Genomic DNA, 19,557 nt, shown 5'->3' with positions numbered 1-19,557 from the left:
CAAAATGCGGCAAGCCGGCACTTAATACTTAAATTCGCTGCCGCCTATGAATTCGCGTATAATCGATTGACCCGGAACGAAGTTTGCGGGAATGGGCGAAAAGTTGCTTAAAAAACGCAGCAGGCGGCCGGCTTCGGCATATTCGCGCTGCAAGGGCGTTACGCAGCGCAAAAGCGGCTCCGCGTACACCTTGAGTACGGAAAGCTCGTAGTCGAGGGCCGTGTTCAGCATGGCGTTCGCATTGTCCTGAAACGGAAATATGTGGAGCCTCTCGCCCTTTTGCACGTTCGGCCACATTTTTATCGTTTCCGAGGCCGACTTGCCCCTAAACTGCGAATCGCGCACAATGCGGCGGATGAGCCGGTTGTCGCTGGTCGGAATACGGTTGTGGTCGTCCAAATTGAGTTGGGTGAGCGCCGAAAGATATATTTTGAATTTTTGTTCTTTCGGCACCGAGGGCGTCAGCTTATCGTTCAAGCCGTGGATGCCTTCCATAATCAAAATATTGCGCTTTTCAAGCTGCATGGTTTTGCCGCTGTAATAACGCTTGCCTTCCACAAAGTTGTAGGAAGGAATGCGTATTTCCTTGCCGTCGAACAAGTCCTGCAAATCGCGGTTAAGCTGTTCGACGTCGAGGGCTTCGAGCGCTTCGTAATCGTACTCGCCGTTTTCGTCCAGCGGGGTCGATTCGCGCCCCACATAGTACGAATCCAATTCGATGACCTTAGGCTGATAGCCGAGCACTTGCAGCTGCATCGTGAGCTTTTTTGACGTGGTTGTTTTGCCCGAACTTGAAGGACCGGCGATGAGGACGGTTTTTACGTCGCCCGAATCTTTTATTTGGTCGGCGATATCGGCAATGCATTTGTTTTGCAGGGTTTCCGTAACGTTTACAAAATCGCTTACCTTGCGCTTCGAAATCAATTCGTTTAAATCGGCGGCGGACGTAACGCCGAGCAGTTTGCCCCAATCCTTGTACTGTTTGTACACATTAAAAAGCTGCGGGATGTCTTCGAATTTGCCGATGCGGTCGGGTTCGGACGTTTTCGGATAACGCAGCAAAAAACCTTCGCGATAGGGCATAACATCGAAAAGCGTCAGATAGCCGGTCGAGGGCAAAAGGGGACCGAAGTACAAATCCGAAAAACCGTTGAGCGTATTGATTTTAAAATGCGGCGGGCAGATAAAGTTCAGCTGTTTGCGCGTTTCCCGCAAATTCAGTTTTTCAAACAGCACAATCGCTTCTTCATATGAAATAAAACTTTGGCGGATCGGATAATCTTTTGCGACAAGATCTTCCATTTTTGCTTTAAGCATTTTGACGGATTCGGTCGATATGGGAGCGTCCGTGTCGAGCGTGTAGTAATAGCCGTAACCCAAACTGTGGCCGACCGCCAAGCGTTTGCCCGGGAACAGTTCGTTTGCGGCGGCGGCAAGCAAAAAGCACAGCGAGCGCCGGTATATTGCCGACCCCTCGGAAGAGCCCGTGCACACCGCCTCGAGTGTTCCGCTGTTTTGAAGCGGCTGGATTAAAGAACATATTTCGTTGTTAAAGCGCACGGCGATAATCGAAGATGCCGGTTCTTCAAAAAAGTCCAACAAATCGGACGCCTTGCAACCGGCTGCGGCTTGCATCTTTTTTCCGCCCGAAAGCGTCAAAGTAATCGTATTCATACAGGGCATTGTAAAAGAAGACGGAACTTTTGTATAGAGCGGGCGCGGAGTTCATACGAGCGTATTCTTTGAAAAATATTGACTGTCCGCCGCTTACGCTATATACTTCATTGCGAAACGAAAATTCAGCTTGCAGCCGTTGAGCGGCATCCGGCACCGAGGAAAATAAAACAGGATTTTATATGGAAAATCAAATAATGAGGCTGGATGAGCCCGCTTCCGTATGGGAAGAAGCCTTTCCCGTCGGCAACGGCAGTATGGGCGGCATGATTTTCGGCGGCACGGACACGGAACGCATTGCGCTTAATACCGACACCTTATGGTCGGGTACCGGCGAGCAAAAACTGCGCCTGCATTCGGACGGCGTGTTCCGTAAAGCGCAAAAGGCCGCGCTTGAAGGCGATTATGCACAAGCCGAGCGCATCTTGGCCGGAGGTTTTCTTAACGATTGGAACGAATCGTTTTTGCCCTTGGGATCCTTATGTTTTGAATTTACCGGATTAACGGGGAATATCTCGAATTATACACGAACCCTCGATTTTACTAACGGAATATGCCGCGTGTCCTACGATACGGCGGATAGGCATATCGAAAGGCACGTGTATTGTTCCTATCCGCATAATATACTGATAGTAAAAATCAAGTGTACGGGCAAACCGCTTGACCTTTCCGCCCGTTTTGAAAGTTCCATGCCGTGGGAAGGGAAAAATAAAAACGGGTGTTTTTTTATTTCAGGCAATGCGCCGTCAAAAGTGTATCCCAATTATTACGAATGCGATGCTCCCGTTCAATATTATAAAGATAATCCGGGAATGGCTTTTTGCATCGCAGCCGGCGCCGCGGCCGACGGAAACATCACGCAAGGCGAAGACGGAATGTGCCGAATCCGCAATTTTAAAAATGCCGTATTCTATGTGTCGGGTATCTCCGGCTATAATGCCGCAAAGAACCGGCCTATTGTTCAAACAAAAAAAATTGTCGAACGTTGCGTAACGCGTGTATGGGAATGTCTGCGCATCGGCGAAAAGGAGATTTTAAAAAAACATAAAGAAGATTTTTCTTCATTGTTTAACCGCGTGCAGCTTGATTTGGGCGGCGGCTTTGATGCTTCCGTAAAAGACAGGCTCATGCATATGCAAAACGGCGGGGCCGACAACGCTCTGTTTTCTCTATGGTTCCAATTCGGAAGATATTTATTGATAAGCTGCGCACGCGAAGGTACGCTGCCTGCCAATCTGCAGGGAATTTGGAATAATTCCATGCGGCCGCCCTGGAGCGCAAACTATACAACGAATATCAATGTACAGATGAATTATTGGCCCGCCGAAACGGCAAATTTGAGCGAATGTCATATGTCCTTGCTTTCGTTTATTAAAGACTGCGTGAGCGGCGGGACAAAAACCGCAAAAGAACAATTCGGATGCAGGGGCTGGACGGCAAATCACAATATCGATCTGTGGAAGCAAACCTCTCCGGTAGGCGCGCTTGCGAAACGTCCGCCGGTAAAATACGGCTATTTCCCCGCCGCATCGGGTTGGCTGTGCCGGCACATATGGGAACATTATGCGTTCACTGCGGACTATTCGTTTTTGGAAAAGTATTATCCGGTTATGCGCAAAGCGGCGCTTTTTTACCTCGATTATCTGATTGAATCGGACGGGCAGCTTGTAACCGCGCCGTCGACTTCCCCCGAAAACGTATTTATCGATAAAGACGGCAATAGCTGCGCGGTATCCGTCGCTTCGACCGTTGACATTGCAATCATCCGTACGCTGTTTCGGGACTGTATAGCGGCCGCTTCGGTATTAAACCGCGATGAGGCCTTTGTAAAAAAATTGGCATACTGCATAAACAAAATGCCGCCGTATGGACTTTCGCATGACGGTTCTCTTATGGAATGGTCGCGGGATTTCCGGGAAGCGGACAGTAGACACCGCCATCTTTCCCATCTTTACGGACTGTACCCGGCCGACGATTTATGCCGGACGGAAGATCCCGCCCTGTTTGTCGCATGCAAAAAAACGCTGGAAAAACGCGGGGACGAAGGACCGGGATGGAGCAAGGCGTGGAAAGCTTGCCTGCATGCCCGGCTCAAAGACGGAAATAAAGCGTTATCTTTGTTAAAAGATCTTTTGCATCCCGTTTCCGCTTCGGATGTAAGTTATGTCGGCGGCGGAAGCTATATAAATCTTTTGTGCGCCCACCCTCCGTTTCAAATCGACGGAAATTTCGGCGCGGCTGCCGCCGTTGCCGAAATGCTGATTCAAAGTCACGGCGGCCATATCGAGCTGCTGCCCGCTCTGCCCGACGAATGGCCGAACGGGAGCGTAAAGGGGCTTTGCGCGCGCGGCGGTTTTATACTCGATTTCAAATGGAAGGATCGCGCGATTACCGAACTGCGGATTTATTCAAAACAGGACGCGTTGTGCAAACTGTTTTTTAACGGCGCACATACGGAATATTTTTGCAAAAAAGGCAAAACAAAAATGATTGAATAATCAACAAATGTACCGAATTGCCGCATTGACTTTAGAGAAATTCGATTGTAGCCTGTATTTGTCTTTGTTTTGCGAAAAAGCAAAACGGGATAAATACAGGAGGACATATGAAAAAAATTACGGGAATCATTATTGCAGGACTCCTCGCGCTGCTTATGGCGGGCTGTTCCGGAAAACAGGCAGCCGATAAGGCGGCAGCGGGAAATTCAAAAAATCTGGTTGTATATTCGCCTGCGCCTGAAAAACTTTTAAACATGATTATTCAGGAATTCCAGGATAAAACCGGGATAAAAATCGAACTGGTGCAAGCCGGCTCGGGAGAACTTTTAACGAGAATCAAATCCGAAAGCGCAAATCCCCTCGCCGATATCATGTTTGCCGGCGGCGCCGAATCCATGGAAGCCTTTAAGGAATTTTTTCAAGTGTACAAGTCGCCCGAAACGGAATTTGTCAATAAAGAATATATCAGTTCCGAAAACTTATGGACGGGCGTTTTCGTTTCGCCGACCGTTATTATGTACAATAAAAACCTTGTAGCCGAAAAAGATGCGCCGAAGGGTTGGGCAACTTTTGCCGACAGCAAATGGAAAGGTCATTTGGCTTTTGCCGATCCGACTTCTTCCGGTTCGGCTTATACGACTTTGTCGATATTGTTGGCCGCAATGGATAAGGGCGACGGCGGTTGGGGCTTTGTCAGAACCTATGTGAAAGCCTTGGACGGAAATATTTTGTCGAGCTCTTCGGCTCCCCATAAGGGCGTTTCGGACGGTGAATACTATATGTGCATTACGCCCGAAGAGTCCGTTTTGCAGTATTTAAGAGCGGGAGCGCAACATATCGGCATAATCTACGCCGAAGAGGGGACCGGTGCCGTTCCGTCTGCAGTCGGTGTCGTAAAAAATTGCCCGAATGCCGAAAACGCAAAAAAGTTTGTCGATTTTGTTTTGGGAAAAGACGTACAGGGAAAAATTCCCGAGCACTTGTATCGGCACGTTCGCACCGATTTGGCATCTTCGGACGGCTTTAAACCCTTATCCGACATATTAATGAACAACTATGATTTTTTGGCGGCGTCTAAAAACAAAGCCGCAAATATAAAACAGTGGAACGACATTGTAGTCGGAAAATAATTTTTCGGTTTTATAAGATTCGGAAAGCGCCGGTTAGTCCGCACGACGGATGCGCGGCGCTCTTCCGCTTTTACGATAAAAGGAAAACGTTTTGAGTCATAATGTTCATATTTCCGATGCGGTAAAAACGTACGGTAATTTTAACGCCGTAGATCATGTTACTATCGATATAAAAAGCGGCGAATTGTTTACCCTGCTCGGGCCTTCCGGCTGCGGTAAAACCACCCTGCTCAGAATGATAGCCGGCTTTAATTCCATCGAGGGCGGCATCATCTCTTTTGATGAAAAAGTAATCAACGGTATTCCCGCCCATAAGCGGAACATCGGAATGGTTTTTCAAAATTATGCCATTTTTCCGCATTTATCGGTGTTTGAAAATGTCGCATACGGACTTAAAGCGCGAAAACTCAAAAAGGACGAAATAAGGGAACGCGTTCTCGAAGCCCTGCGGATGGTGCAAATTGAAGAGCTTAAAGACCGCTCTCCGGCAAATATGTCGGGCGGGCAACAGCAGCGGGTTGCGTTGGCGCGCTCGATTGTCATTCATCCCGATATATTGCTGATGGACGAACCGCTGTCGAATCTTGACGCAAAGCTGCGCATTCAAATGCGTCTTACGATAAAAAAAGTTCAAAAAAAACTGGGTATTACGACGATTTACGTTACGCATGATCAGGAAGAAGCTTTGGCGATTTCCGACCGGATCGCGGTAATGAAAAACGGAAAAATTCAGCAAATCGGCACGCCGAAAGAAATTTATACCAAACCGGCGAATAAATTTGTTGCATGTTTTATCGGAACATCGAATATTTTGGACGGCCGTGTTGACGAAAATCGCGGCGGCAATGCGAAAATCTCGATAGCCGATAAAATCGTTCTTTCGGCAAAACTCAAAACCGATTATACCGGACCCGTAAAAATTTCGGTACGTCCGGAAGAATTTCAAATAAACAAAGAAAAAAACTCCGCGATTGCCGCGGACGGTATTGCTGCCCGCGTTTCGTTAAAAACCTTTTTGGGCGATTTTATCAATTATGAAGTCGTTTCGGAAAGCGGCGAAACCGTTGAAGTCAACCAATATCTTAAAGATATCGAAAAAGAATTCGAAATCGATGAGACCGTTTCTTTGAATATAGCGGAACATAAATTCAATGTTTTCGATATCTCGGCGGACGGATGGCTGCTTAATGAATAAGGACATAACCGTGAAAAAATTTCATTGGGATATTTGGAAGATAATTTCTTTGTTTTTTTTGGTTTTGCTTTGTGTTTTTTTGCTGTATCCGCTTATAACGATTGCATATAAAAGTTTGTTGAATACGGAAGGACGATTTACTTTAAGCAATTATAAAGACTTTTTTACTTTAAAATACTATACGTCCGCTTTGTGGCACAGCTTTTTAGTTTGTACCGTCGCAACGGTTTTTGCGGCTCTTATCAGCGTGCCGATCGCGTATATTTCGTCGCGCTATAATATTGCCGGTAAAAAAGCGCTTAATATGATTATCATTATGTCCATGATTTCTCCGCCGTTTATCGGTGCGTATTCATGGATCTTGTTGTTCGGCAGAAGCGGCGTTATAACGGTTTTTTTTAAAAGCATAGGAATTACCGTTCCGTCCATATACGGTTTTCCCGGCATTATTTTGGTTTTTACGGTTAAGTTTTTTCCGCTGATTTATCTGTATGTGTGCGGCTCTCTTTCGTCGATCGATGTTTCGCTGGAAGAAGCGGCCGAAAATTTGGGAATGCCCCGCTTAAAACGGATATGGACGATAACCCTGCCGTTAATACTGCCGACGATATCCGCCGCTATGCTCATGACTTTTATGGCCGCTCTTGCCGATTTCGGAACGCCCATGCTGATCGGGGAAGGCTATAAGGTGCTGCCGGTACTTATATACCAGCAATATTTAAGCGAAACCGGCGGAGACGCAACGATGGCCAGCACTTTAAGCGTCATTATTATTTTGTGCGCTCTGCTTGTTTTATTGATACAAAAGTTTATCGTAAACCGCAAAAACTACAACATGAGTATGCTCAGACCGCCTGAGGTAATAAAAATAAGCGGGTGGAAGCGTTTCCTTGCAACGGGAGTTTGTTATGCGGTCGCCTTTATCGGCATTCTTCCGCAGATAACCGTTTTCGTTACCTCTTTTTTAAAAACAAGCGGTCCCCTCTTCGTAAAAGGATTCAGTTTGGCAAGCTATCAAACGGTTTTCGGTAAGCTTGCCCGCGCGCTCACAAACACGTTCAGCTTTTCGCTTATTGCCATTGCGATTATGATCGTTTCCGGCCTGCTCATCGCGTATTTGTCGGTGCGCAAAAAAAACGGTATAAATACCGTTTTGGACGTTTTGGTTATGTTTCCCTATGTTATTCCGGGCGCCGTTTTGGGTATTTCTCTGCTTCTTTCGTTCAATCAAAAACCGCTGTTTTTTACCGGAACGTGGATTATAATGGTTTTGGCCTATGTAATCCGGAAACTGCCGTATACGGTACGCTCGTCGTCTGCGATTTTATACCAAATAGACCCGTCCATTGAGGAAGCTTCGATAAATCTGGGAGTTTCGCCCGTACGCACCTTTTTTAAAACCACCGCACTATTGATGATGCCGGGCGTTTTTTCAGGCGCGATTATGAGCTGGATTACGACAATCAACGAGTTAAGCTCGAGCATTATGCTGTACACCTCAAAAACGGCCACTATTTCGGTTGCGGTATATACGGAAGTACTCCGCGGCAATTTCGGAACCGCAGCGGCTTTGGCGGTTGTCTTGTCGTTTACAAGTATTCTTTCGGTACTCGTATTCAATAAGCTTTCAGGCGGAAAAACCATAAGCTTATAGGCCGTCGAGTCTACTCTATGCTGAATTGCTTTTCTCTGAATTGTTTCGGGGTTAAGCCGGTATATTTTTTGAACAAGACGCTGAAGTACCGTTGATCCGAATACCCGACGCGCTCGGCAACGGCGTAAATTTTTATACCTTCGGTGTTGAGCAGTTCGCAGGCTTTTTTCATGCGCCAATAGGTAAGATATTCGATAAAGGAATATCCGGTGTATTCTTTAAACAGCTTCGTTAAATAGCTTTCGCTTATGACTAAATGCTTGCATGCGTCGCGCATTGTAATGTTGCCGCCATAATTTTGCTGAATGAAACGAATCGCGTTTGAAATGTATTTATTTTTTCGGCCGGCGCTTTGCGGAACGAATTCTTTAAAATGTGCCAAAAGCAGCTTGTTCCCCGCGATAATTTTTACCGGCATGTTTTGCAAGGCTTGGGCTTGTTTACCGGCGATTTTTTTGCAAACTTCGGTTACGGCCGCCGTTAATTCTTTTTCATCGATAGGTTTGCACAAGTAATCGGCCGCTCCCAACCGTATGGCTTTTTTTGCATAGGCAAAGTCGTTATAGCCCGATATGATGATGAATTCCGGCCGATACTGTTCGAGTGTTTTTTCGATTAAAGAAAGTCCGTCCAATACGGGCATCCGTATGTCCGTTATAATTAAATCGGGCTTCAGTTTTTGTATCAAGTCCAAAGCTTGCGCGCCGTTTTCGGCTTCGCCTATAATCCTGCAGCCCAAGGCATTCCAGTCGATCGTCAGCGTTAAACCGCGGCGTAAAATCTGTTCATCTTCGGCAATAAAACAATCGATCATAGCCGCTCCGGAGCATACGGAAGCGTAAGCGTAACCAGGGTTCCTTTCCTTTCGGTGCTTGCGATTTTTATTCCGTAGGATTGTCCGTAATACAGACGGATCCTTTTATGTACATTTATTAACCCGATGTGTTCTTCCGTACCTTCCGATGCAAGCGACGCATGCAGTTTTTTCAGTTCGGTTTTGCTTATGCCGATACCGTCGTCTTCAACCTCAAAAACGACGGTGTTTTCTTTTCGAAAACCCCTGAGCGACAACAGCCCCTTGCCGGGCTTTTGCTCCAAACCGTGTACCATTGCGTTTTCCACCAAAGGCTGAAGTATAAGCGCGGGAATTGTATAATCGAACAGCGCTTGTTCCACATCGATGCGGATCGAAAATTTATCCGCAAAGCGTATTTTTTGTATTGCCGTATAGGCGTTCAAATTTTCCAGATTTTCCCGCACGGTCGAAAATTCGTTTGACATGCGGATCCCGTTTCGCAGTAAAAGACTCAGGTTTGCGGTCATTACGTAAATTTCATCCTGACCGTTTAATTTTGCGAGCCACTTTATCGAATCCAGCGTATTGTAAAAAAAATGCGGATGTATTTGGGCTTGCAGGTTTTTGATTTCGGAACGGCGCAATAATTCCTGTTTTTCGTGATCTTTTTTGAATAATTCGCTCAGTTCGCGGCACATGGTATTGAATTGTTTTGCCACATAGCCGAATTCGTCGTTGTCAAAAACCTTTGCCCGCTTATTAAAATCTCCCGATTCCACAATCCGCATGGCGTCGACAATTTCCTGAAGCGGCGTATTGATGCGCTTGGAAACGATAAGCGAAATGCAAATACAAATGAATACCGCGATTAAAACGGTTGCGGCAAGTATGTACAAGCCTGCGGAAATATTTCCGATGATGAGGTTTATGTTAAGGCCGCCTATGATAATCAATTTATATGCGGACGAAGGCCTGAAGGTGTACAAAAGTTCTTTTCCGTCCGCGCTTTCTATAAAATAGCCTTTGCGGTTTGTAAGGGCGCGATGCGGCCAGCTTATAAATTGACTTCGGCTGTTCAAATCCGCATCGTTAAATAAAAAATAGTAGTTATCCGTCATCAGCGTAAAATTCATCGGCAGCGTATCGTAGGTATTGATGAGTTGGTCTTTCAATCTTTCCAAGGGAATATCAAACGCGGCATAGCCTGCGATCGATCCGTTTTGCCGGACTGCCGAAATTACCGAAGATGCCATTTTGGTGCCGTCGGAGTTTACAAAAAGCGTAGGGTAGACGGCAGCCGCATTGCTTTCGTTTGCCGCTCTGAACGGTCCCCAATTCGCTTCGGTTTTTAAGTTGTAAACGGACGGCGTACCTTTTAAAGACGTTATATATGCGGAATCGAAATCGATGAGATGAATGTCGCCGCTTCCGCCCAGGGCTGCCAGGGTTTTATACATTTTTTCGTATAGTTGAGGCAGAAGTTCTGCATCGTTTTCCGTAAAAAAATCGGCAAGCATTTTATCCGCGCAAAAAATATCCAGCGCGGCCGCATATGCGCCGATGAGCGAATCTATCGAGTTCATCGCGCTATCCGTTGCTTTTGCCGATTCGTTCATAAGGCGCCGGCGGATAACGGTATCGACCAGGGTGCCCGAAAATATTCCTATGAATAAGGAAGGAATAACGCTGATTGTTAAAAAAATTGTAAGGAGCTTTTTATAAAATTTTTTATTTCCCGATTTTCCGGATAACCGCATCTTTCCGTCCGCTTGCAAAACGTGAAATTGTTCAAAATAAATTTCCAAAATAAAAAAGGGATTTTCAAAATAATATTTGAAAATCCCTTTTGAGCCATGCCGGCTTCGAACCAGCGACCCACAGATTAAGAGTCTGTTGCTCTACCAGCTGAGCTAATGGCCCTTGCATATCCGTCTTTCTTCGATACGGCGGTTTTTCGCTGCGTCCGACACGATTCGAACGTGCGACCTACGGATTCGAAGTCCGTTGCTCTATCCGGCTGAGCTACGAACGCATTAAACGGATTTTTCGGGTGCCTGAAGGGATTTGAACCCTCGACAACCAGATCCACAATCTGGCGCTCTACCCCTGAACTACAGGCACCATAATTGTAACGGATACGGATTATCCCACCCGATACGTTGTTTACTATATCAAAAAAAACTTGCCTTAGTCAAGCACCCGTCCGCTCTTTCGGATCGGATTTTACCGCTTATACAGTATTTATCGCCCCATATTTCAATGAACTGAAAAAAATAAATTTGACAATACTCCTGCCTTGCAGTATTATTAATACGTGATCAAATCGTTTAAGGATGAGTGTGCTTATAATATCTATCACGGTATGCGCTCTTTAAAGTTTCCTATCGATATGCAAAATGTTTGCCGCCGGAAACTTCGCATGATTGACAATGCACATCAATTAAACGATTTAAAAATACCTCCGGAAAATCGCTTGGAAGCGCTTAAAGGAAAGTTAAAAGATTATTACAGCATAAGAATAAATGATCAATGGCGGCTGATTTTTAAATGGTTGCAGGGAGATGCCTATGAACTCGAAATTGTCGATTATCACTGATGATAAATTACCGAATATTCACCCCGGGGAAATATTGTCGGAAGAATTTTTGAAGCCGATGAATATTTCCGCCTATCGGCTGGCAAAGGCGGTACGTATCCCTCAAACAAGAATATCGGATATTATACACGGAAAAAGAAGAATATCGGCAGATACGGCATTGCGGTTTGCCGCTTTTTTCGGAACAAGTACCCGATTTTGGCTCGGTTTGCAAAATGCCTACGATGTAGAAGAAGAAATAAAAAAACAGGCCGATGAATTGCAAAAAATTGAAAGTTTAAATATACCGGAATCCGAACTTGTTCAAACTTCCCAAGCGATTCCGGCCTATTAAACCGTTTATGTAACCGGCGTTCCCGGTTCGACGTCTTTTTCCGGCTTTAAAAGAACGCAGGTTGCACCGTCTTCGCTTTCGCTGCACAAAAGCATGCCCTGCGATTCGATGCCGCGCATTTTCCGCGGCTTTAAATTGACCAAAACGATAATGCGCTTGCCGACCAGTTCTTCGGCCGTGTAATAATCGACCAGGCTCGACACGATTTGTCGCGGGTTTTCTTCGCCGACATCCACCATTATTTTGTACAGCTTTTCGGCGTTTTCAACCTTTTCGCAGGACACAATCGTTCCCGCCCTCATATCAAGCTTTGCAAAGTCGTCATATTCGATAATTTCTTTCATAATCGCAGTCCTTTATTTTTTGAATTTTTTATTCCCAGCCGAAGGTTGCCGGCGGTTTGTTGGTTATGTCGTAGTAGAGCGCATCGACAAAGTCGAAATTCAATATGCGCTCGACGGCGGCAAGCAGTATTGCGCTTTCCATATGCGCAAAGCGCGCGGTCATAACGTCTTCCGATACGACGGGGCGCAGTACGAGGGCGCAATGTCCGCTTTGTGCCGCATAGGGCAGATTGATTGTCAAATGCTGAAAGATGCTGCCGTAACGGCCGGCTTTCCGCAATTCGTCGAGCATAACCGCATCGGCTTCGCGTATTTGGTCGAGGCGTTCTTTTGTGCAGTATGCTTCGTGCAGGCTGCAGCCGGCTTTTTCGTACAGGGCAAGCACCGTCCGGTTTACCGAAGCGCAGGCGTTTGTAATTGCGGCGGACGATTTTTCAAGTGCGTCCCATGCGGCTTCTTCATGCGCCCGCGAAGAAGCGGCCGATTGTGCGCCGAAGAGTTTTTCGAGCGTGCGAATGCACGCCTTTTTGTCGCCGTATGAGGCAGCGTCGTTTGCGTACAGTACCGCGGGAAAGCGGTAGGTTCTGAAGTCGCCCTGCACGCCGACCGACTTTACCGGAAGCACGCCGATTTTTTGCACGGCGCCGCAGATTTTTTGTACGTTAGGCAAAATCTTTTCGATTTCGTGCAAAGCCGCTTTAAATTCTTTTTCGTCGGTTTTACCGCTGCTTCCCAATACGTTTATCGAAAGGCCGGGGCCGGGGAAGGGGTGGCGCATAATCAATTCGTCGCTTAAGCCCAGTTTTTTGCCGAGCAGACGCACTTCGTCTTTGTATAAATCTTTTAAAGGCTCGATAATCAAGCCTTTGTCGATAAGCGATTGAATGCCGGCGACCCTGTTGTGGTGGGTTTTTATCGTATGCGAATTTTCGGTTCCGCCCGATTCGATTATATCGGGGTAGAGGGTGCCTTGAGCCAAAAGCCATTCGTCTTCGTTTAAGCCGAGTTTTTTAACGACTTCGTCGCGCACGTGTATAAAGGTTTCGCCGACCGCCCGGCGTTTTTTTTGCGGGTCGGTTTCGCCCGCAACGGCTTTTAAAAAGGTTTTTGACGCGTCTTCGGCGATAAAATTGGTAAAGCCGAAACCGCGGTAGCGCTCGGCAACTGAAGCGCTTTCGTTTTTGCGCATAAACCCGTTGTCTATGTGCAGACCCTTTACGCGATCCTGCCCCAACGCTTTATTTAAAAGCGCGAACGCGACGGTGGAATCCACGCCGCCGGATAAAAACAACAAAACGCTGCGATCCTTCGCTCTTTCGCGTATGTCGTCCAAAATTCCTTCAAGCACGGCGTCTTGGTTCCAGTTTTTGTCCATGCCGCACAATTGCGCGAAATTTTGCAAAACCGCATTTCCTTCGGCCGTATCTTTTACTTCCGTATGAAACTGCAAGCCGAATCGCTTTCGTTTTCCGTCCTGCACGGCCGCGTATGCGCAGTCCTTTGTAAACGCCGTACATTCAAAGCCGTCGGGAAGCAGCGTAACTTCATCCTGATGGCTCATCCACACGCGGGTCGGGAACGACAGTCCTTTAAAAAGCGGACAGTCGGCGCCTTTTTTTTGCTCAAGGGAGGCAATGCCGAATTCGGCCGTACGCGCCTTTTCGACGGTTCCGCCGTAGTGCCGGCACATAAGCTGGTGTCCGTAGCAAAGCCCCAAAACGGGAATGTCCAAGCCGAAAATTGCTTCATTGAATTCGGGAATATTTTTTTCGTACACGGACGACGGTCCGCCCGACAGGATAATTCCCTTTGTGTGTTTGAAAACGTCCGTGCCGGAAGAGGGGGAGCGTATCTCCGAATAATATCCCATAAGGCGCAGCCTTTTTGCGATAAGGTGCGCATATTGACTGCCGAAATCGAGAACGGCGATGTTTTCCCGCATGCGTTTACTCCTGAGTACCGGCGTTCGCAAGACTTGCGCCGATAAAATCCCTGAAAAGCGGGTGCGGTCTGTTCGGCCGCGATTTAAATTCGGGATGGAACTGCACTGCGAGCATCCACGGGTGCACGGCCTTGTCGAATTCGACTATTTCGACCAAATTGCGTTCGGGGTTTACGCCGCTTAATTTTAAATCGCCCTTATCGAACAGGGTACGGAATTCGTTGTTGAATTCGTAGCGGTGGCGGTGGCGCTCCCAAATCGTTTTTTCGCCGTAGGCTTTATGCGCAAGTGTGCCGCTTGTGAGCGCGCATTCGTATTTTCCGAGGCGGAGCGTACCGCCGATCGGGCAACCGGCTTTATCCGGCATAAGCGATATAATCGGGTAGGGCGTTTTTTCGTCCATTTCGGTCGAATTCGCGCCTGCCATTTTCATAACGTTGCGCGCATATTCTATAACGCACATTTGCATGCCCAAACAAATGCCGAAAAACGGAATCTTGTGTTCGCGCGCGTAGCGGACGGTTGCGATCATGCCGTCGATTCCACGCGTTCCGAATCCCCCGGGCAAAATAATTCCGTGACAACTTCCGAGTTTTTTACGCAGGCTTGCCGTATCGGTAAGATCTTCCGAATTTACCCATTCGATTTCGACCGCCGCGTTGTGATGGATTCCCGCGTGAGTTAAGGCTTCGGCAACCGATAAGTACGCGTCGTGAAGTTCCACGTATTTTCCTACGAGCGCGATGCGCACCGTAGTCGCGGGGTTGTGCAGCCGTTCAACCGTTTTTTTCCATTCGGTAAGGCGGCTTTCGCCGCTTTCTATATGAAGCGCTTTGCAAATCGCATTGCCCAAGCCTTCTTCTTCGAGCTTGAGCGGCACTTCGTAAATCGATTTTACGTTCAGGTTTTGAATAATGGCTTCGGTCGGAACATTGCAAAACAGCGCGAGTTTTTCTTTTGTTGCAAAATCGATGGGCATTTCGCTTCTGAGAATGATAACGTCCGGCTGAATCCCCAAACCCTGCAAATCTTTTACGCTGTGCTGGGTCGGCTTTGTTTTAAGTTCCTGTGCCTTTTTCATATACGGCATAAGGGTTAAATGAACGTAGGCGCAATTTTCGAATCCGACTTCGTATTTTATTTGGCGGATCGCTTCTATAAAGGGCAACGATTCAATATCGCCGACGGTGCCGCCGACTTCGGTAATGATAACGTCGGCTTCGGTTTCTTTTGCGGCAAGCATCATGCGCCGCCGTATTTCGTCGGTAACGTTCGGAATAACCTGAACGGTTTTTCCGTGGTAGCCGCCTTCGCGTTCGGTATTCAATACGGAAAGGTACACCTTGCCGGCGCTCGTGCTGCTGTTTTTGGAAAGGCTGACGTCGGTAAAGCGCTCGTAATGACCCAAGTCCAAATCGGTTTCGGCTCCGTCATCGGTAACGAAGACTTCGCCGTGTTCATACGGATTCAAAGTTCCCGGATCGATATTCAAATACGGATCGAATTTTTGATTTACGACTTTTAAGCCTCTGCTTTTTAAAATCAATCCGATAGAAGCCGCCGAAATTCCTTTTCCCAAGCCCGAAACGACGCCGCCGGTAATAAAAATGTATTTGCTCATACCCCTCTCCGTAAAAACACGCTGCGCATAATTATAGCATAAAAACAGAGCACTGACAATATTTGAACGTAACCGTACCGAAAAATATAAGGTATAAAAATATGTAATTGTATAAAAAGCCGCCTCCCGGCAGCGTCCTGCCGTTTAACGCGGCTGACCGTAATAGGTATCGGACTGCGCAAAATTTCTGTGAAATTTTGCTTGCCAGCAGAAATTATTACGGTATAGTTCTGTATGATATGAAATAAAAGTTGTGTATCGGTAAGACCTTGACCGCATGCGGGCAGAGGTCTTGCTGTACTCATCAATTTTTGTTGATTTTTCTTTATGCTGAATTGTCGTTACAGACCCACGTTTTCGGTCAAATTGATGTTTCGCGCAAAATACGAAGAAATCAGCGATAAGGTTTTGCGCACGGCTTCGGGGCTGCTGTTTAAAAGTTCGGTGAAGCGCCGTTCGCTTATTTTAATAAGCTGAATGTCCGTGGCCGCGCGCGCGGTCGCATTGCGCGGTTCATTAAGCAAAACGTTCAATTCGCCGAAAAAACTTCCGCGGTCAAGATAGGCAATATTGTTTTCGCGCAGCAGTTCGACCGAACCTTGTGCCAAATAATAGACGTTCGTATCCGTATCGCCCTTTGAAAAAATGAGACTCCCGGCTTTTTTCTTTTCCAACACGGGACGGTCGCCGTTATGCTCGCACGATTCGCCTTGCGCCGCCGCTTTTAAAAACCGGTCGGGCCGAATGAACAGCATGCGCCGTATGCCCAAAAAAATATCGGTTTCGCCGCGATCGGGCAAAAGGTAGAGTTCGGCAAGCAATAGAGAATCGAAAAACTGCGACACGTACACGTATTGGGCGAAAAACAAAAACAGCGAAAAAAATACCGATACCTTAAGCAGCATAACCATCAGAGTGCCCAAAAAACCGTAAATCAGGTTGTATTTCACCGTATCGGTAAAAAGGGTGAATACATAACCGACGAGCGCAAAAATAAGGGCGCACAGCAAAGCCGAAAAGGCGCATGTTTTGAATTCGGGTTTCGTGCCCGATGCGAAGCGGAAGGTGAGCGCGGCAAAAATCCAAATCAATAGGTAGGGAACGGTGTTGAATAAAAGCGGCAGTATTTTTGCAAAACCGCTTCCGATAAACGGTAAAAAAAATGCAAAGTTTTCGGTACTGCGCCTGATCGTATAAAAAAACGGTTTTGCCGCACTTATTACAAAAACGACCGCAGCTGCGATTACAACCAAAAGCACTTCGCCCGCAACGGCGATAAGCTGTGCCAAAAGCGGCCGCGGGTCTATGGGCCCGTGAAAAATTCTGCGCACGGATTGCATAACCGTATAAAAAAAACGGCGTGCAAAGAAAAAAATCGTAATACCGATAATGATTTCAAACAACGTCGGGCGCCGCTGCGCCAAGAGGTAGTTTGCCATCGCATGCAGATTTGCGGTATCGATCCATTTTTTCGCGCTTTCCAAAAATCCGTATAAAAGTTCGGGAGAGGTGTGCAAAAAGCGTATAAGAACCGCCGCAATCATAATGACTATGGGAATAAGCGAAAACAAAAAACCGAACGCGCACGACAAAGCGTACAAGTATAAATTATTTTGAAAATATAAAGTAAAGGCAAAAAAGAACGACTGCGCCGCCGTAACCGGCGAAATTTTTTTCGGTTTCACTCTTTAAAGTATACTTCAGCCGCGCCGATTGTCAAGCGGGGGGGGGAAAAAAAGGCGGATACAAAGTTTTTCCCCGTTTTGCCTCGGAACTCCAAGCAAAACGGGAATAAGACTGCCGTGCTTATTTAAAATTTACGTATCAAACCCAGACCGATATTAAATTTTAAAGTGCCCGCAGACAGTTTTCCTCCGAGAGCTTCCGCTTGCTTTTTTTGCTGTTTTACGGATGCGGGAGTATTCAGTTGAATGCCGAAGATTCCCTGCGGCCGTAAATACAGGGCGCCCGAGCCGAGGGGAATATCCGCGCCGACGCCGAGGTCGAGCCAAAGCGCATTGAATTCTTCTCTTGCGGCGCTGTCGATTTTGTAGTTTGTATTATTCTTTTGATAAGAGATAATGATATCCCAGTCCACACCGACAAGAGGGAATATCTGAATGCTTCCCAGCTCAATCGGATATTTTGCCAAAAGTCCGATATTGAAGTAGCGTATGGTAAGGTCCGTAAGGGTGCTGGTAGAGCCTGATGTTATTTTTTGCTTGGTAATATTCGTATTGATTCCGAAACTCGCCACCGCATATTGGGCGTCAAAAAAGCCTTTAAATCCTATCAGCGATATATCGCCTGAGGATGTCGTTGTCACGGGACCCAATGTTGCCTTGGCATACGCATGTTCATGGGTAAAATCAAACATACCTCCCGCACCGAAATCCAGCGCAAAAACGCTTGCGCACGTCATGCACACAACAAGCACCAGTGCCGCAATCTTTTTCATAGTAAAACTCCTCATTTATTTTTAGACATCTTAATATTCGGCCGGTTCCGAAAGGTCTCCTCGCGGAGATTTGCCGAATATAAAGTTCTTTCTATTATATCCCCCCCCTAAAAAAAGTCAAGTTATAACTTTTTCGTGTGTAATTTTCCGTCTTGACCAAGGCGCTCTTTTATGATAAAAATAAAGTTCGTGCTTTTATTTCATTGACAGGAGGTTTTATGGTACGGATCAGACTTAAAAAGTTCGGAACGAAAAAGCGACCCTTTTTCCGCATTGTCGTACAGGATTCGCGCAAACCGCGCGACGGAACGACCATCGAAGAAATCGGCTTGTATCATCCTATCGAAGTCGAAGACAAGCAGATTGTGTTCGATGCCGACAGAGTGCGCTACTGGCTCGGTGTAGGCGCTCAGCCTTCCGATACTGTCCGCAAAATTTTGAACAAAAAAAACTTTACGAAATAAGTGCCGGAGGTTCGGGAATTGGAAAAAGACCTGATTGAATATATTGCAAAATCCCTGGTCGACGATCCCGCTGCGGTTTCCGTGCAGGAAACGGAAGGCGAACGCGGTCCGGTTATTCAATTGCAAGTAGCCGAAAGCGATATAGGTAAAGTGATCGGCAAATACGGGCGCATTGCAAAAGCTTTGCGGACCGTTTTAAGCGCATCGGGCGGCAGATCCGGCAAACGGTACAGTCTTGACATTCTGGACCGATGAGGACGGATTTTGTTATCGGAATTATCAGAGGGCCCCACGGGCTTTCCGGTAAGGTTAAAGTGGAAAGTACATCCGGTGAGTTTGAACATTTTTTGAACTTGACCGATGTAACTTTGAGGAAGGGTGAAAAAGCCGTAAAGGCGGCGGTCGAATCGGCCGAAATCGGAACATCCTGCCTTTTTATAAAATTCAAGGGTATCGACTGCCCCGAAGAAGCAAAAGAGTTTTCTTCTTGGCATATTGTCGTACCCCGAAACATGGCTTGTCCGCTCGGTTCAGGCGAGTTTTACGCGGAGGACTTAAAAGGGTGCGCTCTGCTGTATAACGGCGACGGGATCGGAAAAGCGGAAAAAGAGCCGGTAAGGGTCGGAATCGTTACGGATGTAGTGGAAGGCGGGAGCGGTAACCTTTTGGAGGTTGCGCTGTCCGAAAGCGCGGACGCTGCGATTGCCCGTACGGATAAAGTAAAACCGTCCGCTAAAGGCGGCAAAACGGTTTTGATTCCTTTTAATAAGGAATTTATCGGTACGGTTGATATTAAAAACGCAGCCGTTCAGCTTATGCACCTCTGGATTTTAGAGTAAAACGTTTTAGGT

Annotated in this window: 17 protein-coding genes and 3 tRNA genes; 9 read left to right on the top strand and 11 right to left on the bottom strand. The window is 46.9% G+C overall.

The annotated features are described in order from the left end of the window. Positions 1–21: 21 nt before the first annotated feature. Positions 22–1,674, bottom strand: a complete 1,653-nt coding sequence (locus tag HMPREF9194_RS07090) for a nucleoside kinase (RefSeq protein ID WP_016525695.1) — start codon at positions 1,672–1,674, stop codon at positions 22–24. A 182-nt stretch (positions 1,675–1,856) separates the two neighbouring features. Here HMPREF9194_RS07090 and HMPREF9194_RS07085 point away from each other — a divergent pair, with 182 nt between their 5' ends. From HMPREF9194_RS07085 to HMPREF9194_RS07070, 4 genes are all read left to right on the top strand, one after another. Further along, the gene (locus tag HMPREF9194_RS07085) at positions 1,857–4,172 is read left to right on the top strand and encodes a glycoside hydrolase family 95 protein (protein WP_016525694.1); all 2,316 of its coding nucleotides are present in this window, start codon (positions 1,857–1,859) and stop codon (positions 4,170–4,172) included. Positions 4,173–4,279: 107 nt separating this feature from the next. After that, entirely contained in the window at positions 4,280–5,302 is a 1,023-nt protein-coding gene (locus HMPREF9194_RS07080) for an extracellular solute-binding protein (RefSeq protein WP_016525693.1), read from the top strand. Between the two features lie 91 nt (positions 5,303–5,393). Further along, positions 5,394–6,497: an ABC transporter ATP-binding protein gene (locus HMPREF9194_RS07075; protein WP_016525692.1), complete on the top strand. Its 1,104-nt coding sequence runs from the start codon at positions 5,394–5,396 to the stop codon at positions 6,495–6,497. A gap of 10 nt (positions 6,498–6,507) precedes the next feature. Next, positions 6,508–8,151, top strand: a complete 1,644-nt coding sequence (locus HMPREF9194_RS07070) for an ABC transporter permease (RefSeq protein ID WP_245540733.1) — start codon at positions 6,508–6,510, stop codon at positions 8,149–8,151. 10 nt (positions 8,152–8,161) lie between these two features. Here HMPREF9194_RS07070 and HMPREF9194_RS07065 read toward each other — a convergent pair whose 3' ends face one another. From HMPREF9194_RS07065 to HMPREF9194_RS07045, 5 genes are all read right to left on the bottom strand, one after another. Continuing rightward, positions 8,162–8,965, bottom strand: coding sequence for a response regulator transcription factor (locus tag HMPREF9194_RS07065; protein WP_016525690.1), 804 nt, complete (start codon positions 8,963–8,965; stop codon positions 8,162–8,164). Further along, on the bottom strand, positions 8,962–10,704 hold the full coding sequence (locus tag HMPREF9194_RS12105) for a sensor histidine kinase (RefSeq protein ID WP_016525689.1): 1,743 nt from the start codon (positions 10,702–10,704) through the stop codon (positions 8,962–8,964). Before HMPREF9194_RS12105 ends, HMPREF9194_RS07065 begins: the two co-directional genes overlap by 4 nt. A 90-nt stretch (positions 10,705–10,794) precedes the next feature. Beyond that, positions 10,795–10,867, bottom strand: a tRNA-Lys gene (locus HMPREF9194_RS07055). Positions 10,868–10,905: 38 nt separating this feature from the next. Next, positions 10,906–10,979 (bottom strand) — tRNA-Arg (locus HMPREF9194_RS07050). 17 nt (positions 10,980–10,996) lie between these two features. Further along, positions 10,997–11,068: transfer RNA gene (locus tag HMPREF9194_RS07045), tRNA-His, on the bottom strand. Positions 11,069–11,261: 193 nt separating this feature from the next. Between HMPREF9194_RS07045 and HMPREF9194_RS07040 the strand changes: the two genes are divergently transcribed. Both HMPREF9194_RS07040 and HMPREF9194_RS07035 read left to right on the top strand, forming a co-directional pair. Further along, positions 11,262–11,543: a type II toxin-antitoxin system RelE/ParE family toxin gene (locus HMPREF9194_RS07040; RefSeq protein WP_040846246.1), complete on the top strand. Its 282-nt coding sequence runs from the start codon at positions 11,262–11,264 to the stop codon at positions 11,541–11,543. Beyond that, a complete protein-coding gene (locus HMPREF9194_RS07035) occupies positions 11,515–11,877 on the top strand; it encodes a HigA family addiction module antitoxin (protein WP_016525687.1) in 363 nt (120 codons plus the stop codon). Before HMPREF9194_RS07040 ends, HMPREF9194_RS07035 begins: the two co-directional genes overlap by 29 nt. Positions 11,878–11,882: 5 nt before the next feature. On the opposite strand, the gene metG is transcribed toward HMPREF9194_RS07035, so the two are convergent. The 5 genes from metG to HMPREF9194_RS07010 form a co-directional block, all read right to left on the bottom strand. Continuing rightward, on the bottom strand, positions 11,883–12,221 hold the full coding sequence (gene metG / locus HMPREF9194_RS07030; RefSeq protein ID WP_016525686.1) for a methionine--tRNA ligase subunit beta: 339 nt from the start codon (positions 12,219–12,221) through the stop codon (positions 11,883–11,885). A gap of 28 nt (positions 12,222–12,249) precedes the next feature. Continuing rightward, on the bottom strand, positions 12,250–14,163 hold the full coding sequence (guaA, locus tag HMPREF9194_RS07025) for a glutamine-hydrolyzing GMP synthase (RefSeq protein ID WP_016525685.1): 1,914 nt from the start codon (positions 14,161–14,163) through the stop codon (positions 12,250–12,252). Between the two features lie 4 nt (positions 14,164–14,167). Beyond that, on the bottom strand, positions 14,168–15,784 hold the full coding sequence (locus HMPREF9194_RS07020; protein ID WP_016525684.1) for a CTP synthase: 1,617 nt from the start codon (positions 15,782–15,784) through the stop codon (positions 14,168–14,170). A 341-nt stretch (positions 15,785–16,125) separates the two neighbouring features. Beyond that, the gene (locus HMPREF9194_RS07015) at positions 16,126–17,469 is read right to left on the bottom strand and encodes a YhjD/YihY/BrkB family envelope integrity protein (protein WP_016525683.1); all 1,344 of its coding nucleotides are present in this window, start codon (positions 17,467–17,469) and stop codon (positions 16,126–16,128) included. A gap of 125 nt (positions 17,470–17,594) precedes the next feature. Continuing rightward, complete coding sequence (locus HMPREF9194_RS07010) at positions 17,595–18,242, bottom strand: TDE1717 family outer membrane beta-barrel protein (protein WP_016525682.1); 648 nt, start codon at positions 18,240–18,242, stop codon at positions 17,595–17,597. Between the two features lie 218 nt (positions 18,243–18,460). Between HMPREF9194_RS07010 and rpsP the strand changes: the two genes are divergently transcribed. Genes rpsP through rimM form a run of 3 tightly spaced genes read left to right on the top strand, consistent with a single transcriptional unit; the run spans position 18,461 to position 19,545 of the window. Beyond that, positions 18,461–18,706 carry a 30S ribosomal protein S16 gene (rpsP, locus tag HMPREF9194_RS07005; protein WP_016525681.1) on the top strand — a complete coding sequence of 82 codons (246 nt, stop codon included), beginning with the start codon at positions 18,461–18,463 and terminating at the stop codon, positions 18,704–18,706. Positions 18,707–18,724: 18 nt separating this feature from the next. Further along, entirely contained in the window at positions 18,725–18,961 is a 237-nt protein-coding gene (locus tag HMPREF9194_RS07000) for a KH domain-containing protein (protein WP_016525680.1), read from the top strand. Continuing rightward, positions 18,958–19,545, top strand: a complete 588-nt coding sequence (gene rimM / locus HMPREF9194_RS06995; protein WP_016525679.1) for a ribosome maturation factor RimM — start codon at positions 18,958–18,960, stop codon at positions 19,543–19,545. The genes HMPREF9194_RS07000 and rimM overlap by 4 nt, the downstream gene beginning before the upstream one ends. Positions 19,546–19,557: the final 12 nt, after the last annotated feature.

Origin of the sequence: Treponema maltophilum ATCC 51939 (genome assembly GCF_000413055.1) — a bacterium.
In the GTDB taxonomy this organism is placed as follows: Bacteria; Spirochaetota; Spirochaetia; order Treponematales; family Treponemataceae; genus Treponema_C; species Treponema_C maltophilum.
This window is presented reverse-complemented; position numbering and strand designations above follow the sequence as displayed.

Bases quoted from the DNA above. Each gene is read 5' to 3' on its own strand.
- HMPREF9194_RS07090 (WP_016525695.1), bottom strand. From the start codon at position 1,674: ATGAATACGATTACTTTGACGCTTTCGGGCGGAAAAAAGATGCAAGCC.
- HMPREF9194_RS07085 (WP_016525694.1), top strand. From the start codon at position 1,857: ATGGAAAATCAAATAATGAGGCTGGATGAGCCCGCTTCCGTATGGGAA.
- HMPREF9194_RS07080 (WP_016525693.1), top strand. From the start codon at position 4,280: ATGAAAAAAATTACGGGAATCATTATTGCAGGACTCCTCGCGCTGCTT.
- HMPREF9194_RS07065 (WP_016525690.1), bottom strand. From the start codon at position 8,965: ATGATCGATTGTTTTATTGCCGAAGATGAACAGATTTTACGCCGCGGT.
- HMPREF9194_RS12105 (WP_016525689.1), bottom strand. From the start codon at position 10,704: ATGCGGTTATCCGGAAAATCGGGAAATAAAAAATTTTATAAAAAGCTC.
- HMPREF9194_RS07035 (WP_016525687.1), top strand. From the start codon at position 11,515: ATGAACTCGAAATTGTCGATTATCACTGATGATAAATTACCGAATATT.
- metG (WP_016525686.1), bottom strand. From the start codon at position 12,221: ATGAAAGAAATTATCGAATATGACGACTTTGCAAAGCTTGATATGAGG.
- guaA (WP_016525685.1), bottom strand. From the start codon at position 14,163: ATGCGGGAAAACATCGCCGTTCTCGATTTCGGCAGTCAATATGCGCAC.
- HMPREF9194_RS07020 (WP_016525684.1), bottom strand. From the start codon at position 15,784: ATGAGCAAATACATTTTTATTACCGGCGGCGTCGTTTCGGGCTTGGGA.
- HMPREF9194_RS07010 (WP_016525682.1), bottom strand. From the start codon at position 18,242: ATGAAAAAGATTGCGGCACTGGTGCTTGTTGTGTGCATGACGTGCGCA.
- rpsP (WP_016525681.1), top strand. From the start codon at position 18,461: ATGGTACGGATCAGACTTAAAAAGTTCGGAACGAAAAAGCGACCCTTT.
- rimM (WP_016525679.1), top strand. From the start codon at position 18,958: ATGAGGACGGATTTTGTTATCGGAATTATCAGAGGGCCCCACGGGCTT.